General features: G+C 58.1%; 18 protein-coding genes and 1 pseudogene. 9 read left to right on the top strand and 10 right to left on the bottom strand.

Annotation, left to right across the window (positions count from 1 at the left end; translation table 11 throughout):
- Entirely contained in the window at window positions 1–1,188 is a 1,188-nt protein-coding gene (locus AOP6_RS11670; protein WP_155876934.1) for a VWA-like domain-containing protein, read from the top strand.
- Between the two features lie 21 nt (window positions 1,189–1,209).
- Window positions 1,210–1,617, top strand: a complete 408-nt coding sequence (locus AOP6_RS11665) for a hypothetical protein (RefSeq protein ID WP_155876933.1) — start codon at window positions 1,210–1,212, stop codon at window positions 1,615–1,617.
- Here AOP6_RS11665 and selD read toward each other — a convergent pair.
- The 5 genes and pseudogenes from selD to AOP6_RS11645 form a co-directional block, all read right to left on the bottom strand.
- Window positions 1,570–2,673, bottom strand: a pseudogene (gene selD / locus AOP6_RS11660) (selenide, water dikinase SelD); the annotation flags it as partial. The gene AOP6_RS11665 and the pseudogene selD overlap by 48 nt on opposite strands.
- 19 nt (window positions 2,674–2,692) lie before the next feature.
- Window positions 2,693–4,609 carry a selenocysteine-specific translation elongation factor gene (selB, locus tag AOP6_RS11655; protein ID WP_155876931.1) on the bottom strand — a complete coding sequence of 639 codons (1,917 nt, stop codon included), beginning with the start codon at window positions 4,607–4,609 and terminating at the stop codon, window positions 2,693–2,695.
- Window position 4,610: 1 nt separating this feature from the next.
- Window positions 4,611–6,017, bottom strand: coding sequence for an L-seryl-tRNA(Sec) selenium transferase (selA, locus tag AOP6_RS11650; protein ID WP_155876930.1), 1,407 nt, complete (start codon window positions 6,015–6,017; stop codon window positions 4,611–4,613).
- 250 nt (window positions 6,018–6,267) lie between these two features.
- Window positions 6,268–6,399, bottom strand: a complete 132-nt coding sequence (locus tag AOP6_RS15310) for a hypothetical protein (protein WP_256439336.1) — start codon at window positions 6,397–6,399, stop codon at window positions 6,268–6,270.
- Window positions 6,400–6,679: 280 nt separating this feature from the next.
- A complete protein-coding gene (locus tag AOP6_RS11645; protein ID WP_155876929.1) occupies window positions 6,680–7,255 on the bottom strand; it encodes a hypothetical protein in 576 nt (191 codons plus the stop codon).
- Window positions 7,256–7,441: 186 nt separating this feature from the next.
- Between AOP6_RS11645 and AOP6_RS11640 the strand changes: the two genes are divergently transcribed.
- The 4 genes from AOP6_RS11640 (at window position 7,442) to AOP6_RS11630 (ending at window position 10,633) form a co-directional block, all read left to right on the top strand.
- On the top strand, window positions 7,442–8,692 hold the full coding sequence (locus tag AOP6_RS11640) for a class I SAM-dependent rRNA methyltransferase (protein ID WP_213194578.1): 1,251 nt from the start codon (window positions 7,442–7,444) through the stop codon (window positions 8,690–8,692).
- 267 nt (window positions 8,693–8,959) lie between these two features.
- Window positions 8,960–9,160, top strand: a complete 201-nt coding sequence (locus tag AOP6_RS11635) for a cold-shock protein (RefSeq protein WP_155876928.1) — start codon at window positions 8,960–8,962, stop codon at window positions 9,158–9,160.
- A gap of 122 nt (window positions 9,161–9,282) precedes the next feature.
- On the top strand, window positions 9,283–9,408 hold the full coding sequence (locus tag AOP6_RS15305; protein ID WP_256439335.1) for a hypothetical protein: 126 nt from the start codon (window positions 9,283–9,285) through the stop codon (window positions 9,406–9,408).
- A 154-nt stretch (window positions 9,409–9,562) separates the two neighbouring features.
- Entirely contained in the window at window positions 9,563–10,633 is a 1,071-nt protein-coding gene (locus AOP6_RS11630; protein ID WP_155876927.1) for a (p)ppGpp synthetase, read from the top strand.
- Between the two features lie 15 nt (window positions 10,634–10,648).
- Here the strand turns inward: AOP6_RS11630 and AOP6_RS11625 are convergent, their stop codons facing one another.
- From AOP6_RS11625 to AOP6_RS11610, 4 genes are all read right to left on the bottom strand, one after another.
- Entirely contained in the window at window positions 10,649–10,861 is a 213-nt protein-coding gene (locus AOP6_RS11625) for a hypothetical protein (protein WP_155876926.1), read from the bottom strand.
- Window positions 10,862–10,924: 63 nt separating this feature from the next.
- Complete coding sequence (locus AOP6_RS11620; RefSeq protein ID WP_155876925.1) at window positions 10,925–11,314, bottom strand: hypothetical protein; 390 nt, start codon at window positions 11,312–11,314, stop codon at window positions 10,925–10,927.
- Between the two features lie 357 nt (window positions 11,315–11,671).
- Window positions 11,672–13,084 carry an MBL fold metallo-hydrolase gene (locus tag AOP6_RS11615; RefSeq protein WP_155876924.1) on the bottom strand — a complete coding sequence of 471 codons (1,413 nt, stop codon included), beginning with the start codon at window positions 13,082–13,084 and terminating at the stop codon, window positions 11,672–11,674.
- Window positions 13,085–13,125: 41 nt separating this feature from the next.
- Entirely contained in the window at window positions 13,126–13,635 is a 510-nt protein-coding gene (locus AOP6_RS11610) for a ferritin family protein (protein ID WP_155876923.1), read from the bottom strand.
- Between the two features lie 413 nt (window positions 13,636–14,048).
- Between AOP6_RS11610 and AOP6_RS11605 the strand changes: the two genes are divergently transcribed.
- The 3 genes from AOP6_RS11605 to AOP6_RS11595 all read left to right on the top strand — a co-directional run bounded on the left by AOP6_RS11605 (window position 14,049) and on the right by AOP6_RS11595 (window position 16,162).
- Window positions 14,049–14,648 (top strand): porin family protein, encoded by a 600-nt coding sequence (locus AOP6_RS11605; RefSeq protein WP_213194577.1) that lies wholly within the window; start codon window positions 14,049–14,051, stop codon window positions 14,646–14,648.
- 131 nt (window positions 14,649–14,779) lie between these two features.
- Window positions 14,780–15,391: a hypothetical protein gene (locus tag AOP6_RS11600; protein ID WP_155876921.1), complete on the top strand. Its 612-nt coding sequence runs from the start codon at window positions 14,780–14,782 to the stop codon at window positions 15,389–15,391.
- A 9-nt stretch (window positions 15,392–15,400) separates the two neighbouring features.
- Complete coding sequence (locus AOP6_RS11595; protein WP_155876920.1) at window positions 15,401–16,162, top strand: class I SAM-dependent methyltransferase; 762 nt, start codon at window positions 15,401–15,403, stop codon at window positions 16,160–16,162.
- 94 nt (window positions 16,163–16,256) lie between these two features.
- Here AOP6_RS11595 and AOP6_RS11590 read toward each other — a convergent pair whose 3' ends face one another.
- Window positions 16,257–16,616 (bottom strand): hypothetical protein, encoded by a 360-nt coding sequence (locus AOP6_RS11590; protein WP_155876919.1) that lies wholly within the window; start codon window positions 16,614–16,616, stop codon window positions 16,257–16,259.
- Window positions 16,617–16,633: the final 17 nt, after the last annotated feature.

Below are 16,633 nucleotides of genomic sequence, written 5' to 3'. Positions count from 1 at the left end.
ATGACGGCGCGGGTGCTGGAGAACGCCGTGGTGCGCCTGCTCAAGACGCATCCCTTCTACGGCCAGTTTCTGCTCGGCTTCCGCCGCCGTGAGGTGGCGGGGGACAAGGCGCTGGGGGTGACCTTCCGCAACGGCATCCCGACCCTCTGTTTCAACCCCGAACGACTGGCCTCATTTGAACCGGCGCAGCAGCGAGCCTTGCTGGAGCACGTCATCAAGCACGTCCTGCATCTGCACATGCTGCGGCGCAAGGAGCGAAACAGTCATGATTGGGACCTGGCCTGTGATCTGACCATCAACCCGGGTATCGCCGACCTTCCCCCGCAAGCGGCCCTACCGAAACGTCTGCGGCTGGAAGAGGGGCTGGCCGCCGAGGAATATTATCGTTTGCTGGAGCGCCCCTTTGACACCGGCAACCAGCAAGGGCAGGGGCTGGGCAACGCCGAACAGGATGCGGGCGAGCATGCCGAGGCCGGCCAGAAGAAAGAAGCGCCAGCGCTGAACAGTCAGCCGCAGATCCATGACGATCACCAGGTCTGGCAGGAGGCCGACAGCACCCCGGCCGCCCTGGCGGAACAGGTCGTACGCGACCTGGTGCAGGACGCCTGGCGCAAGAGCCACGGCGAAGTGCCCGGTGACGTGCGGGAGCTGGTGGAAAGTCTGCTGGCGCCCTCGCCCATCCCCTGGAAACAGGTGTTGCGCCAGTTCGTGGCCACCGCCGGTCGCGTTGGCCGCCAGAGTACCTGGAAGCGGGAACATCGCCGCTTTGCCCACGAAACCCCCGGCCAACGCAAGCGTCGCCGCCTCAATCTGCTGGTGGGGGTCGACGTCAGCGATTCGACCAATATCCGGGAATTACGGGAGACTTTTGCCCGCGAACTGCTGAGCATTGCCAACGGGCGCGACAGCCTCATCACCGTCCTCTACGCCGGCAGCCGCGTGCAGCGCATCGACAGCTTTCGCAGCCGAGCCGCCGTGGTCGAAGTCTACGAAGGGGGCGGCTTCACCGATCTGCGCCCCGTCTTCGACTACGCCCGCACCATGCAGCCACCGCCGGCAGCAGTCATCTACCTGACGGACGGCTTCGGTGAAGCCCCCGCGACCATGGCTTATCCCACCCTGTGGGTATTGACCCGGGACGGGCAGAAACCGGCGCCATGGGGCGTGGAACTGAGACTGGATGGATGAACCGAAGAGGAGAGTATTTAGATGGATACCGATATCAAACCGATGACGCTGGAATCCGTACGTGACCTGCTGGTCGAGGCGGGAGCCAAGGTGATGGCCCGGTCGGGGCGCAGCGAACACTACAGCGCGCCGCGGGAGTTTTCCTTCGAGGTCAAGGCCCTCTTCCCTAACGGCCTCGGCTTGCACGTCGTCGCCCGTCAGTTCAACTACCGCGACCCCTGGGAGGCCGCGGGGCGGGTCAACGACCAGGTGGACGTCTCCCTGATGAAGGACGGCGGTTACGCGCCCCTGCCCAAGGGCTATGGGTTTTTCCAGGGGCGGGACGAAGAGGAAGGGGTTGAAGAAGAGCGATTGCGGGAGATTGTCACCTGCGTGCGCGACCTCAACCCGAAGATTTACCGACTGCAGGAACTCACCGGCGACCTCTAGGTCGCCGGTTTTTTTTCAGCGCAGCCGCAAGCGGGCCGCCGGCGCTGGCAGTACGCGGCCGATGACGAAAGCCTGGCCGCCATCCTCGCGCAGCTTGGCACAGAGGCTGTCCGCCTTGGCTTCCGGTACGGCCATGAGCAGGCCGCCGGAGGTCTGCGGGTCGGCGAGCAAGTCGAGCACGGCGCGGGAGGCCTGCTCCGCCTGTTCCACCCGGGGCAGATAGTAGGAGCGGTTGGCGTAGCTCCCTTCGGGCACCAGGCCCATGTCGGCCATCTCCAAGGCGCGCGGATAGGCCGGCAGCGCTGCCCCTTCCAATTCCAGGCAGACACCGCTGGCTTCGGCCATCTCCAGGGCGTGGCCAAGCAGGCCGAAACCGGTGACGTCGGTGCAGGCCGAAATCCCCACCGCCATCATAATCTCGCTGGCCCGCCGGTTGAGCAAACACATGCCCTGCAGCGCCTCGGGAATATCCCCATCCTGCAGCACTTCCCCTTTGATGGCCGTGGTCAGCAGTCCCGTGCCCAGTGGCTTGGTGAGTACGAGAACGTCGCCAGGCCTGGCTCCCTGGGTGGTGACCATGCGGCGCGGATCGACCAGGCCCGTGACTGCCAGGCCGAACTTGGGTTCGTCATCCTGGACCGAATGTCCTCCCACCACCACGGCACCCGCTTCCAGCACCTTGTCGGCTCCCCCCTGCAGAATGCGGGTCAGCATCTCCGTCCCCAGGGAACAGGTGGGAAAACCCACCAGATTCAGGGCGGTCAGCGGCCGGCCCCCCACGGTGTAGATATCGGAGAGAGCGTTGGCGGCGGCAATCTGACCGTAGAGAAAGGGATCATCGACCACGGGCGTGAAGAAGTCGATGGACTGCACCAGGGCCATGTCTTCGGCAAGGCGGTAGATACCGGCGTCGGCGAAGGGGATGGCGGCGGACAGCAGATTGTCGTCGTTATATGTCGGCAGATGGCACAGAACCTGTGCCAGGGTCTCGGGACCCAATTTGGCCGCTCAGCCGGCGCTGCGGGCCAGGCTGCTGAGGCGTATCTTCTCGGCCATGGTTGTCTCCATTTTCAGGTTAGGCGGGTGGCAGCTTCCAGGCCACCCGTTCGTCTCCCCGCCGCATGGTGTACTTGAGGGAGTCGAAGTGTTCGAGGACAGCCTGCGTCTGCTTGCGGGCACTCCCCAGGATATCGCGGAACTGGGCCAGGGTCAGGGTCTGCTGGCTGGCGAAGTGTTTACGCAGCGCGTCGAGGGCCAGCTGGTAGGTTTCGAGGTGGAAAAAGGTCTCCTCGCTCAGGCGCACCAGTCGCCCCTGGGCAAAGAGGAAGCCAAAATAGGGATCGGCCTTTTCGGCGCTCAGACCGAGCTGGTCGAGCATCTCCCGCTTGTTCTTGGCCAGAAAGCCGGCGCTGCGGTAGGCCTCTTCGATGCGATTGATCTCCCGCGCCTGGGCCTCGGAAGGGGTCGGCACATAGCCGGGAATAGCGACCCACTCCCCCTGCTGGGAGAGAATGTTCTCCGCCACGGCCTGCTCCAGCAGTTGCTCGAAACCCTTGGCCGACAGGGCAGCCGGCAGGGTGTTCTTCAGGGTGGCGTGGGGAATGCCGGGCAGCAGCGGATTCTGGCTGAGAAACCGTTTGGTCTCCTCCAGCAGCTGATGCTGCCAGGAGCGAATCGACTCGCTGACGGTCCACTGGTCGCCGAGCAGAACCACCTTGCTGTCCTCTTCCAGGGCCTGCAGGTGATCGGTAATGCGCTCCTTGCCCATGCCGGAGATGAGTTCGAGCTCCTTCACCCTGGCGCATCCCTGCTGGCTGAGCTTCTGCAGCAGGAACGATTTCTCCCCCGATTCCAGCTCGGCCAGGGCCGACATGATCTCCTCGCGGAAGCGGCGGTGCTTGACGGGCTTGGGGTCGATGACCTTGCCGCCGCCGATGGTGGTCATGGGGGAATAGGAGCGGATGATGAAGCGATCCTCGCGATGGGCGACCAGGGGGCGGTCGAGATGAATCTGCACGATGGCGCTCTCCACCGGCTCCATGAGGTCGCGGTCAAGAAGGGCGACCATCCCCACCACCTTGGCGGTGCCGAGGTAGAAGTGGACTGGGTCGCGGAATTTGAGGGGGCGAGGGGCATCGGCCAGCAGGGTCAGGCGCACGTCGATGCGGTCGGTCTGTTCGAAGATGCCCGGGGTGCCTACGACCGCACCGCGCTGCAGCCGGGAGCGCTCGATCCCCGTCAGGTTGAGGGCGACGCGCTGGCCGGCAAAGGCGGCGTCGACCTTTTTACTGTGTACCTGCACCTCGCGCACGCGGGTCGTCTCCCCCGGCGGCAGCACTTCCAGGGTGTCGCCGGGGCGTACGGTACCCGAGAGTAGGGTGCCGGTCACCACGGTGCCGAAGCCGGCCACGGTGAAGTGCCGGTCGACGGGGAGGCGCAGCGGCCCGTCGGCGTCCTTGCTGGGCAGGGTTTTGGCGACCTCGGCGATGGTCTTGACGAGTTCGTGAATCCCCTCGCCGGTAATGGAGGAGACCCGGCAGCAGGGGGCGTCTTTGAGGAAGGTGCCGGCGATCTCTTCGCGTACTTCCTCCTCAACGATGTCGATCCAGTCCGGTTCGGCCAGATCGCACTTGGTCAGCACGACAATGCCCTTGGGGACCTGCAGCAGGTCGAGAATCTGCAGATGCTCGTGGGTCTGCGGCATGACGCCCTCGTTGACATCGATGACCAGCAGCACCAGGTCGATGCCGCCGATGCCGGCCAGCATGTTGCTGATGAAGCGTTCATGGCCGGGGACGTCCACCACGCCGGCAATCTCGCCGCTGGGCAGGCGGAAAGGGGCGAAGCCGATATCGATGGAGATGCCGCGGGCCTTCTCTTCCTTGAGGCGGTCCGTTTCCTTGCCGGTGAGGGCGCGGATGAGTTCCGTCTTGCCGTGGTCGACGTGACCGGCCGTGCCGATGATGATGTGATGTTCGGTCTTCAGGCTCATGTCAGTTCTCCAGCGCCTCCTTCAGCGCGGTGACCACCAGGACCTCCTCGGCGGCGAAGATGGTGCGCGGATTGAGCAGCAGGCGCCCTTCCTGCAGGCGGCCGACCACCGGGATGTTTCCCTGACGCAGCCGGATGGCCAACTCTTCCACCGAACAGTTCTTGGGCGTGAGCGCCACGGCATAGCCGGGCAGTTCCGTTAAGGGGAGTGCGCCGCCGCCGACCTGCGAAGCTTCGGTGACGATGGCGCTGTCGATCTCGGCGACCAGGGCGGCGCGGATTTTCTGGCGCAGCCGCTGGGCGCGTTTTTTGACTTCCTCCGCGCTCATGGCCAGCATCTGCAGAACCGGCAGTTCGCGCAGGGCTTCCTGCTGGTCGAGATAGTGACGCAAGGTCGCCTCCAGGGCAGCCAAGGTCAACTTGTCGATGCGCAGAGCGCGGGCCAGCGGGTGGTGGCGGATTTTGTCAATCGCCCACTTTTTACCGACAATAAGGCCCGCTTGCGGTCCGCCCAGCAGCTTGTCGCCGCTGAAGGTCAGTACGTCGATGCCGGCGGCCACCGCCTCGCTCACCGTCGGTTCGCGGGGCAGGCCATAGCTTGAGAGGTCGAAGAGCATGCCACTGCCCAGATCCTCCATGACCGGGATGTTGTGTTCCCGACCGAGGTCGACCATTTCAGCGGCCGGCACCAGGGACGAAAAGCCGACGATACGGTAGTTGCTCGTGTGCACCTTGAGCAGCAGCCCGGTATGCTCGCCAATGGCGGCGCGGTAATCCTTCAGGTGCGTTTTGTTGGTCGTACCGATTTCCTTGAGGAGGACGCCTCCCGCCGCCATGACATCGGGAACACGGAAGGCGCCGCCGATCTCTACCAGCTCGCCGCGACTGACGATAGCCTCTTTGCCCTGGGCCAGCGCGGTCAGCGCCAGCAGCACGGCACCGGCGTTGTTGTTGACCACGGCGGCGGCTTCGGCGCCAGTGAGTCGGCACAGCAGCTCGTCGATATGGGAATAGCGGTGCCCCCGCTGGCCGGTGTGCAGATCGAATTCAAGATTGGAGTAGGTGCGTGAGACCTGATCAATGGCCGCCAGCGCCTTCTCGCTCAGGGGGGCTCGGCCCAGATTGGTATGCAGCAGCGTGCCGGTGGCGTTGATGACGTGGCGCAGCGACGGCTGCAGCTTGCGGACCGCTAGCCGGGCCGCCTGACTCGCTACGGCGTCCACCGACAAGTCGATGGTTTGACTGTGTGCGTCGGTCGCCAGCACAGCCTGGCGCAAACTGGCCACGGTCTGCTGTGCGGCTTCGAGCAGTATGACATGGGGACAAGCAGTAGCCATGGCCTGCAGGGCAGGAGCGTTCAGCAGGCGATCAACGGCGGGCAGTTGGCGCAGAAGCTCGTTTTTATCCATCGCGTCTCTCTTTGGTCTCAGGGGGGACGAGGAATGGCACCGGAGTTATCTTTGTTCGGATGTCCGGCAAACTGGCGCAAGAAAACTACCACGAATGGTGGGGAATCACAAGCGGGAATAGGTATTTAGGGGTGGGGTGAGGGCAGTTTAAGGTCCAGGGGTTGTGAGCCTGGAAATGGACTTTGGTCCTTTGTGGAGACGATCGGAACCGGCGGGTTGCGCCCGCCGGTTTTATATTTCAATCGAGCGATTAATCCGTCCCGAACTTCCACTGCTCATCCTGTACGCCGGTGCAGATGTAAGAAATATCTTCGAATTCTGATACGCACACTTCCTCGACCTCTTCCTCGTTGACCCAGAATGCCTTGGCTGCTTCTCCCATAACCAGTCTCCTTGTGCAAAGTTGTGCGGGCTGTGCTCCCGCCGCTGTTGTGGTGTATAGATGTTTCCGTTAAGACGGCCTGTCAGGATTTGTTCAAAGCGAAACCCGTGCCAAGAGGATCTGTTTTGTAACTAGCCTAAATTCCTGTAAATAATAGGGAAAATGTATACGCTATATGCATGGGGGCGGGACAGAATGATACGATAGGTGTAATCAGAATGGGGAAAAATGGGGCAATGACAGAAGGGGGGCGAAATGCCCCCCCTGGGCAGATGGTAATCTAGTGTTGGGAAAAGCCAACAACCCAGTCGTCGAGTTTTTCCATGATGGCGTCGCGGGTCTGGTAGGAAATCTCAGGCAGTTTGCCGCCCCAAGCCTTTTCTGCTTCGGTAAAGCCGTCCTCGACGCCTTGGCGAATGGCTTCGAGGCGAGCGGGGTCGTTGCCAGCGAGGCCGATGGCGAACTGTACGACGCGGTCGGAGGTTTTTTCGACGCCGAAATAACCATCCTCGGCAATCAAGGATTGGGCTTCCTCCGGTGAGAGGGTTTTCAAATTGATTTCACCCCCTTCGACGGCGATGCGGGTAGCGATGCCCTGATCTTCCAGGGTGCGGGCGATAAGGTCACGCAACAGCATGAAGTTCGTGCTCAGATCCTTGGCCCTTATGCTGTCCGTGTAGCCAACGCCCTCAATAGGGGCTTGTCCCAGGGTAACGCGGTCGCTGTCTGGTCTGGTGGGTTGCATTCCTTCCTTCGGCGTGGCTTTGCTCTGGCGCTCCTTCTGGTCTAGTTGGGCCAACCGTTTGGCGTCAGCCTGAAACTTTTCAAGAGGACTCTCGCCGATATTTTTAATCATGGTGTTCTCCCTTCGGTCGTATCCATCGGTTGAACTCACTTCTATCATATCAAAACAGGTTCCGAAAAACAGCTAGTGTGACCTTCTTCGTCTTTCTGCCCCTCAGGTTTAGCTGGTATCTTTTCGGTCACGTCTGCTAAGGTGACCTACCCAGAAACACGAACCCCCTTGTTCAGGATAATCCGTATGCCCTCTTCTCTTCATCCCCTCCTGGCCGAACTGGCCCGAATGCCAGGCAAGACCGTGAAGCTGCAGGCCAGCAACTCGGCCATGGCCAGCCTGCACAGGGGGTACCCATGGCTCTACGCCGAACGAGTCAAGGCTGAAAGTCATCGTGGCCAGCCCGGTGATCTTGGCGTGGTCTATGACGGCAAGGGGCGTTTTGTGGCGGTGGGACTATACGATCCCCTCTCACCCATACGTCTGCGTGTGCTACGGGCCAGTAAACCCGGACCCATTGACCGTGCCTTTTTCGCCGACCGTCTCGCCGCCGCGCTGGTGCGTCGCCTGCCGCTGCAGGGGACGCAGACGGACGGCTACCGCCTGGTTCATGGCGAGAGCGACAAGATGCCCGGCATGGTCATCGATCGCTACGGAGCCACGGCCGTAGTGAAAATCTACACTCACGCCTGGATTCCTTATCTGCACGACTGCCTGGCGAGTCTGCTGGAACAGCAGCCTCTCGACCGGCTGGTCCTGCGCCTGAGCCGGGGACTGCAGGAGCATCCCGCCTACCTTCACGGCCTCAGGGACGGTCAGATTCTTTACGGCGACCCACTCAGCGGCATGCTGACCTGTCTTGAGAACGGACTGCGTTTCGAAGTGGATCCCATTCACGGGCAGAAAACCGGCTTCTTTCTCGACCAGCGCGACAACCGGGCCCGGGTCGAGCAGTTGGCCCGGGGCAAGCGGGTACTCAACGCGTTTTCCTATAACGGCGGCTTTTCCCTCGCCGCGGCTCGTGGCGGAGCGGTCGAGGTAACCAGCCTCGATCAGAGCGGCCAGGCGCTGGAATCATCAAAACGCAACTTTGCCCTCAATGCCCAGGTGCCGGCCATTGCGGCGGCCCGCCATCTCACCATTCAGGACGATGCCTTCAGAGCCATGGCCGAACTGGTAAAACAGGGCCAAAAGTACGATATGGTGATTATCGACCCGCCCGCCTTTGCCGTGCGTCGAAGCCAGGTCAAGGAAGCGCTGAACGCCTATGGCCGCCTTGCCCACCTGGGTGTCAGCTTGCTGGTCACCGGTGGGAATATAGTCCTCGCCTCCTGTTCGAACCCTGTGAGCCCTGAGGATTTTCGCGAGGCCGTTTGCGCCGCTGCTATCCGAGCCGGCCGCCCCCTGCAGGGAATTATGGAGAGCGGCCATGCCCTCGATCATCCTCTTGACTTTCCCGATAGCCGCTACCTGAAATGTCTGTTTGCCACGGCCTAGGTGGACAAAGTGGCGGTTAACGGGCCGAGAATTTCCGATAAATAAAAAACTTTTATCAAATAAGGATTTAAAGGTTGCAATCGGAGGGGGCGCATGATAGTGTGACCGCACTTAAGAAAGTTTGTGTAAGTTTAGTTGCTCACCAGTTCGACAAGGTGTCAGGCTGGATCAAAAACACAAGCCCACTTGGGCCTGTGTTTTTTCTTTTTTGGGACCAACAGAATTTGCACAACAGGAAAGTTCCCAACGCGGAACATGGAGAAAAAAATGGCAGAAGGTACAGTGAAGTGGTTTAACGACGCAAAGGGTTTTGGTTTTATCGAGCAGGATAACGGACCTGATGTTTTCGTTCATTTTTCTGAAATCCAGGGCGACGGCTTCAAGTCACTCGCCGAGGGAGATCGCGTCAGCTTTGAGGTAACTCAGGGCCAAAAGGGTCCCCAGTCGGCTAATGTCCGCCGCGTATAAATAAGCTCGGACATCCGGTTATAAAGGAACCCCGCGAATTTTCGCGGGGTTTTTTTTCGCAAGGGGGCTTGACTCTATTTCGTCAACCAGGACTTGGTATATAACTCGAAAGGAATGGTATTATGGCAAAAAAACCAAACTACGGGTATGAAAAGCGGCAGAAGGAATTAGCCCGCAAAGCAAAAAAAGAAGAGAAAAAAAAGCAGAAGACTGATGAAGCCACCCCGGAAAACACCGAACTGGAATAAAGAAGCCCGCCTCATCCCTTAGTAGCCTCCCTGCCTTGTCGTCTGCCGTAAAATGTCATCGTTGACTTTCTTGCTATACTTCTCCTGTTGTCATTTCGTGCCACCAGCACGACCCGTATCCCCGATACCTTGATTTCCCAGGAAGGAGACCTCCTTGGCCTCGCTCGATTTTGAACAGGAAAAACGCGCTTTTCGCAAATTCTACGATAGTAACAGGAGTCATTTTGAAGAGGCCAAGAACGCCTATATCCGCGTCATCAAGGCCATGCTCAAGGACTCCGGTATCGAGGAAGTGACCAAGATCGAAGGGCGGATCAAGGAGAGGGAAGAGTGTGTCAAGAAGTTTCAGCGCAAATATCAGAGTAAGCTCGAAGCTGATGAGATTCCCTACGAGATCAAGGACTATATCTCGGATCTGCTCGGTATTCGCATCGTCTGCCTCTATGACGACCAGGTTGGTGCCGTTTTCGAATCCCTGAAGGAACATTTCCGCATTATTGATGTCACCGACAAAATAACGGCCCTGGAAAGCACGGAGGATCTGTTCGGCTACAAGGGTTTGCATATGGACTTGGCGCCAAAAACGGAAATAGCGTCTCGTTTTGGCAGCCACACATTTGCCGCCTATCCTTTCGAGGTACAGATCCGCTCCCTGATTCAGGATGCCTGGAGCGTGCTGGATCATAAGATCAAGTACAAAAAGTCAATCCCCAATGACCTCAAGCGCCGCATCAATGTTCTCTCGGCCCTTTTCGAGCTTGCCGACCGCGAGTTTCGCGAGATCCGCAATGCCACCCAGGAGCTGCTGCAGCAGGAGACGGCTACTCCGGTGAGCGATGTGGCCAACAGCGGCGAGGGAGTCAACGGCGAAGGTCTGGCGGCGGTCAGCGGCAAGACCATCAACGCTTTCAGCTTTCTGCGCATTGTCGGGCATTTCTTTCGGGATTTCGAGTTTGCCGATTACAAGGTCGACAACTTTGTGCAGGTCATCCTCAAGATGAATCCGGGCTTTCAAAAGTCAGACCTGCACAAGAGCCTCATCGAAAACCTTAAAACGGTGAAGGATTATCACCAGGACTACCTGGAAGAAAACCCCGACAACTCCTTCAGTCCCTATACCGTCATCCGTCACTGCCTCTATCTTTACGACCCTCAGACCTTCGGTCGCATCCTCTCCCGCGGACCACGTGAGCGCTTCGAAGCCTGGTTGCGGCAGGCGAGGTGATCCAGGCCAACCGCCTTATCCCTGCCAGAGCGTCCAGGGAATATCGTTCTTATGGGTGCTGTGGGTGAATTTCGCCTGGCAGCTTAGGCATTGGTAGTCTTGCTCTTCAAACCCCCGGGGATTCTCCCCCCTGAAAAATCGGGGCTCATCCATCTTGACCAGCCCGCCATGGGGCTTGCCGTTGCGTGATTTTTTTGCCTGCTCTTCACACAGTTCACAAATCTTCATACGTGTTTTATTCCCCTGAAGGGCGACGCTCCTGCGGAGGTTCACCCCTTATTCTGTTTTTCGTTATTTGCAGCGCATCATCTTTCGGCCGTCCTCGAAGAGGACTTCAATTTTCTGCGTACCCGCTACCCTCATGACGAAGCCGAGCCCGAACCGGGGATGATTGATTTGCGTCTTGGGCTTATAGGCCGAGGTCATGCTGTAATCCGTCGCCTTGGAGTGATCCAGCGTGGTGTTCAGGGACTCCCACTCCTGACGCTCGTTCTCCTGCAGGGTGACCGCTTTTTTCGTCACCGTGGGTGGTCTGTATTTATGCGAACGCCCACATGCAGAGCACTGCACATCGTCGGGGGTGTCTCCGGCCAGAGAGATAAGCGAGTGGTCCGTGTTTTTGCGGCATTTGGTGCAGCGGGCCTTGATCGTGCTGCCGATCGTCATCGTGGTGCTTTCCATAACGGGGCTCCCTGTTTTGGGGTTGACCAAATGGTGGCCGATAAAATCCAGCAGAGAGAGGGATTCTAAGGGGCACAATTGGCGAATGCCATGCAGGGTTTTCCAGCATGGCAGCAGGACGATTCACTCCGAAAAGGTATGTCTCGCGGAGGCATAGGGTCTTGGCGAAGGGAGAGAAAGGAGAAAAACTGTTTACATAATACACATCTGTGGCCCCAAAAGATACGGTCTTGTCGAATGTTGAAGGCACAAGAGGGGGAAAGCGCCGGTTTTACAGCGTTAAGATGGTCAAAAAAGATCAGGAGATCTCCGCACTCTGCCAGAATGGTTTCAGCCATGGCAGAAGGTGAAGACACCTCAATCGATAGTAACGGATTGCTGGGGGGCGGGGATGCTGACCTCCTTGAGGCCCAATTCCTGGTGCAGGGCCTGGGCCAGATTGGTCGCGGCCTCATCCTCTCCGTGGACGATGAAGGTCCGCCGCGGCTTCTTGGCCATGACCCGGACGAAATCCAGCAGCCCTTCGCGGTCGGCGTGGCCGGAGAAACCGGTCAGCAACTCGATGCGGGCATTTACGTGGAAATCCTCACCAAAAATACGGATGTCCTTCTCCTGCTCCACCAGCTTGCGCCCCAAGGTGTTGGGTGCCTGCCAGCTCGTCAGCAAAATGGTGTTGCGCGCATCGCCAATACGGTTGCGCAGGTGGTGCAGAATACGTCCCCCCTCCAGCATGCCGCTGGCGCTGATGATGATTGCCGGCACCTTCAGGTTGTTGAGCGCCTTTGACTGCTCCACCGTCTGAGTGTACTGCAGCATGCCGAAACCGAAAGGGTTTTTGTCGTCGTCTGTCAGCAGAAACTCGCGGATTTCGGCGTCGTAGACTTCGGGATGCAGCCGGAAAATCTCGGTGGTGCGGGTGGCCAGGGGGCTGTCGACAAAAATGGGGAGGTCGGGGATAGCGCCATCGTTGTGCAGCCTGTGCAGGGCGTAGACCAGCTGCTGCGTGCGGCCCACAGCAAAGGCGGGGATTAGCAGGCTGCCGCCACGGCCGACAGTTTCGTTAACGATGTGTTCCAGCTCCCGTTCCGAATCAGGGTAGGCTGGATGGGTTCTGTTGCCGTACGTACTCTCCATGATCAGGATGTCCGCCCCCTCGCGGAGCGGCACCGGATCGCGGATGATGGGGATGTCCGGGCGGCCGATATCGCCGCTGAATACTAGACGCTGCTGTCGCCCCGTCTCGCGGTCATCGATATCGAGAATGACATGGGCGCTGCCGAGCATGTGACCGGCATCGACCAGCGTCAGGTCAATGCCGGGAAAAAGCTGGTGGCGGCGGTTGTAACCCAGACCCACGAAACAGTCCATCGAACGGGCCACATCCTCCCGCGTATAGAGAGGTTCAAACAGACGCTGCCGCTTTCTCTGACGACGGCGGTTGACATATTCGACATCCTTCTCCTGAATAAAGGCGCTGTCCATGAGCATGACAGCACACAGATCCCGTGTCGCTGACGTGCAGAAGATGTCCCCCTTGAAGCCATTGCGCACCAGGCAGGGGATGCGCCCAGAATGATCGATATGTGCGTGCGAAAGGATGAGGCAGTCGATAGAGCTCCCTTCACAGAGAGCGCTGCGGTTCGCCTCAAACGCTTCCTTGCGTTTACCCTGAAAGAGGCCGCAGTCGAGAAGGATGGCCTTGCCGTTGACCTCGATAAGATGTTGGGAGCCGGTCACGGTGCGGGCGGCGCCCTGGAAGGTGATCTTCATGGCCATCCTTTCAGGCGGGGCAAGGTCAGAAGTCAGCCGGGTTAAATAGTGCTGTCGCGGCCGAAATTACGGAACTCGCCAAGATTGCTAAACTCACCCCAAGCCAGAAACTGGTTCGGCGCGTTCACGAAGTCGTAGACATTCTGCAGAATATTGAAATGCTTATGCTCCTCACCGGCGATCTGCAGCAGCACCTCCTTCACCTTGGCGTCCTGCTCCTTTTTGGCGGCGTCCTCGTAAAAACGAAAGCTGTCGGCTTCCAGTTTCATGGCATGGCGGTAGCCATCCAGATCTCCGGCGATGGTCAGATTCGCTTTGGCGGCGATGAGCGTCTCGAAGACGTTCTTGGCCTGCTCCAGGGCCGTGGATTTCTGCATGGAGGCGGGCGCCTTCTCTTTCAGCCTCTTGAAAATGTCATGGTGCTTCTGCTCGTCTTCCGCCAGTTGCAGGAAAATCTTCTGCAAACCCTCATGCGCCGTCTGCGCGGCCAGCTTCTGGTAATACGCCTTGCCGTCATCTTCCATTTTCATGGCGACTTCAAACACATTCATTTCGACCTCCCCTATCCTTGGGTTCATGGATTGATCAACAGTCGAGATGACTCTAGGAGTCCAAGTTTATCGGTCGCGTCCCGGCTGTCAAGGTGGTCGATTTGACGATACAAAATGATTTGATAGATTTATCGGAGTCACAAAAAGGCAGATTGAAAAACGGTTCTATGATGGCTGATATCTGGAGATTTCTGATAGACGAATCCATGTTGTGGGGGTAGGGTTATGAAGTTGCGGATTCGGGTAGATAAACCGAAATAGGGTAGTTTGGGTTGAGCCCTCCTCTCTGAGTGCACTCTGCAAAATGGTGTGGTGACTTAAAATTCATACCTGTGATGGCACGCTTCTGTATGAACGGGTATGGGACTCATGGTGAAAATCCTTCTGTCGCTAAGGAAAAAGGAGAAATGAGCATGAAAAATTTTCTGGCAATCGTTCTTTCCGTGTTTGTTCTGCATTTTTTTGCCGTATCCACCATGGCTCAGCCCTACTTCAGTGGAAACATAGGAATTGTATCCCTTATGGATTCCGACTTTAATGCCGGTGCTGACACAGGGGAAATATCCTATGATGCCGGCGTTGGCCTTCTGGCAGCTGTCGGTGGCAGAGTCTCTGATAATTTGAGGTTTGAAGGTGAAATTGGCTATCGAGCCAATGATCTCGATAAGGGTACGATTGATGGTTTAGGGTCCGGTAATATTAGTGGCGACATCACAGCCCTTTCGTTGATGGGGAACATGTATGTTGATTTCATGCCTCATGAATTCTTTTCCCCCTTTGTAGGTTTCGGTCTTGGTTTCGCCAATGTCGAACTCGATTTTGACGGTGCTGGTAGCGAGGATGATGACGTTTTTGCTTATCAGGTGGCAATTGGCGGCACTTATGCAGCCAATAAACAGGTATCCCTTGACGTGCAATACCGCTACTTTGCCACGGATGATCCGGACTTTGAGGGACTAGAGTCAGAATATCAGTCTCATAACGTCCTGGTCGGTCTGCGCTTCCACTTCTAAATCTCAACGACCCACTACCTGAATTTTCCGCGCCCGACTTGGGCGCGGATTTTTTTTCAGATGGGTGCTCATAGTCTCAGTCTTTGTTTGTAAGAAGTTTCGTTTTCATCCTGCAAGGAGAGAGTTTTGCCATGCTTGCGTTACGTCTTTTTATTCTTGCTCTGATCGTTTTGTTAACCGGCTGCGCTTCCTGGTATGCGAAAGTGCAACCTGGGTTTGACTGGAGCCAGGTCTCGACTGTGACCTTGCAGGGGCCGGAAAATAACATGTATGGCGACCTGCTGGCGGTGGCGGCGGACGAGTTGGTGGGGATGGGTTACGAAGTGCTATCTGGGGATGTGCCCATAGCGCAGGTGCGGGTTCACTTTACCGTGGGTGAAGGTCTTGATATCGATGAGACGGGGCACCGCTTCATGCGGCCGAAGAGTCTGCATGTCCGTTTTTACGACACGAGCGATCAGTCCCTTGTCGCGGAAAACAGTTATTTTCTGCTTTCTTCGGAAGATCCGAGCCAAGGGGTGAAAGCGCTTATTGACGGCATCCGCAAAAAACAGTCCCAGCGCCCCCTGAGAGCGTCTTCCGAGAAAACCTCAACCCCGGCGGTGGCACCGGCCGAATCCGAACCACCCCCGTTGACAGCGGAGCCGACCACCGAGGAGCCCGAATCCTCCTACCCGATTGAAGAGCCTTCGCCCTGGTTGCCGCGCTTCAAGTCCTGGGGATTTGATGAGTGGGGGCAGTAGGGAGACGTCATGAGTGAAAACAACCCACGATTTATGGCACTTTTTCTCGACCTTTTTGAATCGCTGCCAAGGCAGGGGCCGGGCAGCCCGGCCTGCGCCGAGAGGGCGCTGCGTCTTTGCCGGGAGTTGCCGCCGGTCCCGAGGATTCTTGATCTGGGCTGCGGTACGGGGGCGCAGACTCTTTACCTGGCGGAGCTGACCGCTGGCACTATCCTGGCCATTGACAGCCATGCCCCCAGCATTGAACGGCTGCAGGAGACTCTGGCCGAGCGCGGGCTTTCGCGCCGTGTCAAGGCCCGCGTCGGCGACATGGCACAGCTGGAACTGCCGCCGGCGAGTTTCGATCTCATTTGGTCGGAAGGGGCGCTCTACAATATCGGTATGGAGAGGGCGCTGCCAATCTGCTTCGAATTTCTGCGGCCGGGGGGATACCTCGCCTTTACCGACGCGGTCTGGCGCCAGGGAAACCCGCCGGAAGAGGTCAGGAACGCCTTCGAGAAGGAGGGGGCCACCCTGGGCTGGGCCGCAGAGGTAGCGGCTGCCATCGCCAAGGGGGGCTTCGAGCTGCTCGACCACTTCACCCTGCCCTACGAGGCCTGGTGGGATGATTTCTACACGCCCATGCTGGCCCGTATTGAAGCAATGCGTCACCAGTACGCCAATGACCGCGAGGCGCTGACCATTTTGGATGAAATCGCCAGAGAGCCGGAAATGCACCGCCACTATGCTGACTATTACGGTTACGAGTTTTTTGTCGCCCGTCGACCCTGAACGGGGAAGCGAATCAAAGTTCATAAAAAGAAAGGCCGCCTCGTGCATTAAGGCGGCCTTTCTTTTTATGAATGTATTATCCCGTGCGGAAATTTTATTTTTGCGCCACGAGTTTGGGATCCATGAGGCAGGTACCTTTAACGCGGTATTTTACATAGCCAAAGATAAAACTGAAATATTCACTTTCAAGAACGCCGTCGAGAAGTCCAACACACCCATCATGCTTTTCAATCGCGTTGTCCATAGCCTCTTTGGCATTGGGGATGCCGATCGGGACAATAACAATGGGTACGGTGTCTTCGCCGACGACTCTTTCGCCTCGGGTAAGGTCCGCGCCTTGCGACAGGTCAATGTTTTTTGATGAAATAATGGTGAAATCGGTCAATCGCTGGGCACATCCGGTCAGACTGGTCAGGGCAAAGGCAATACAGCATAGCAAAGCAATTTTTTTCATGAATCCCTCCTGTGATA

This window comes from Desulfuromonas sp. AOP6 (assembly GCF_009731355.2).
Classification (GTDB): domain Bacteria; phylum Desulfobacterota; class Desulfuromonadia; order Desulfuromonadales; family SZUA-540; genus SZUA-540.
This window is presented reverse-complemented; position numbering and strand designations above follow the sequence as displayed.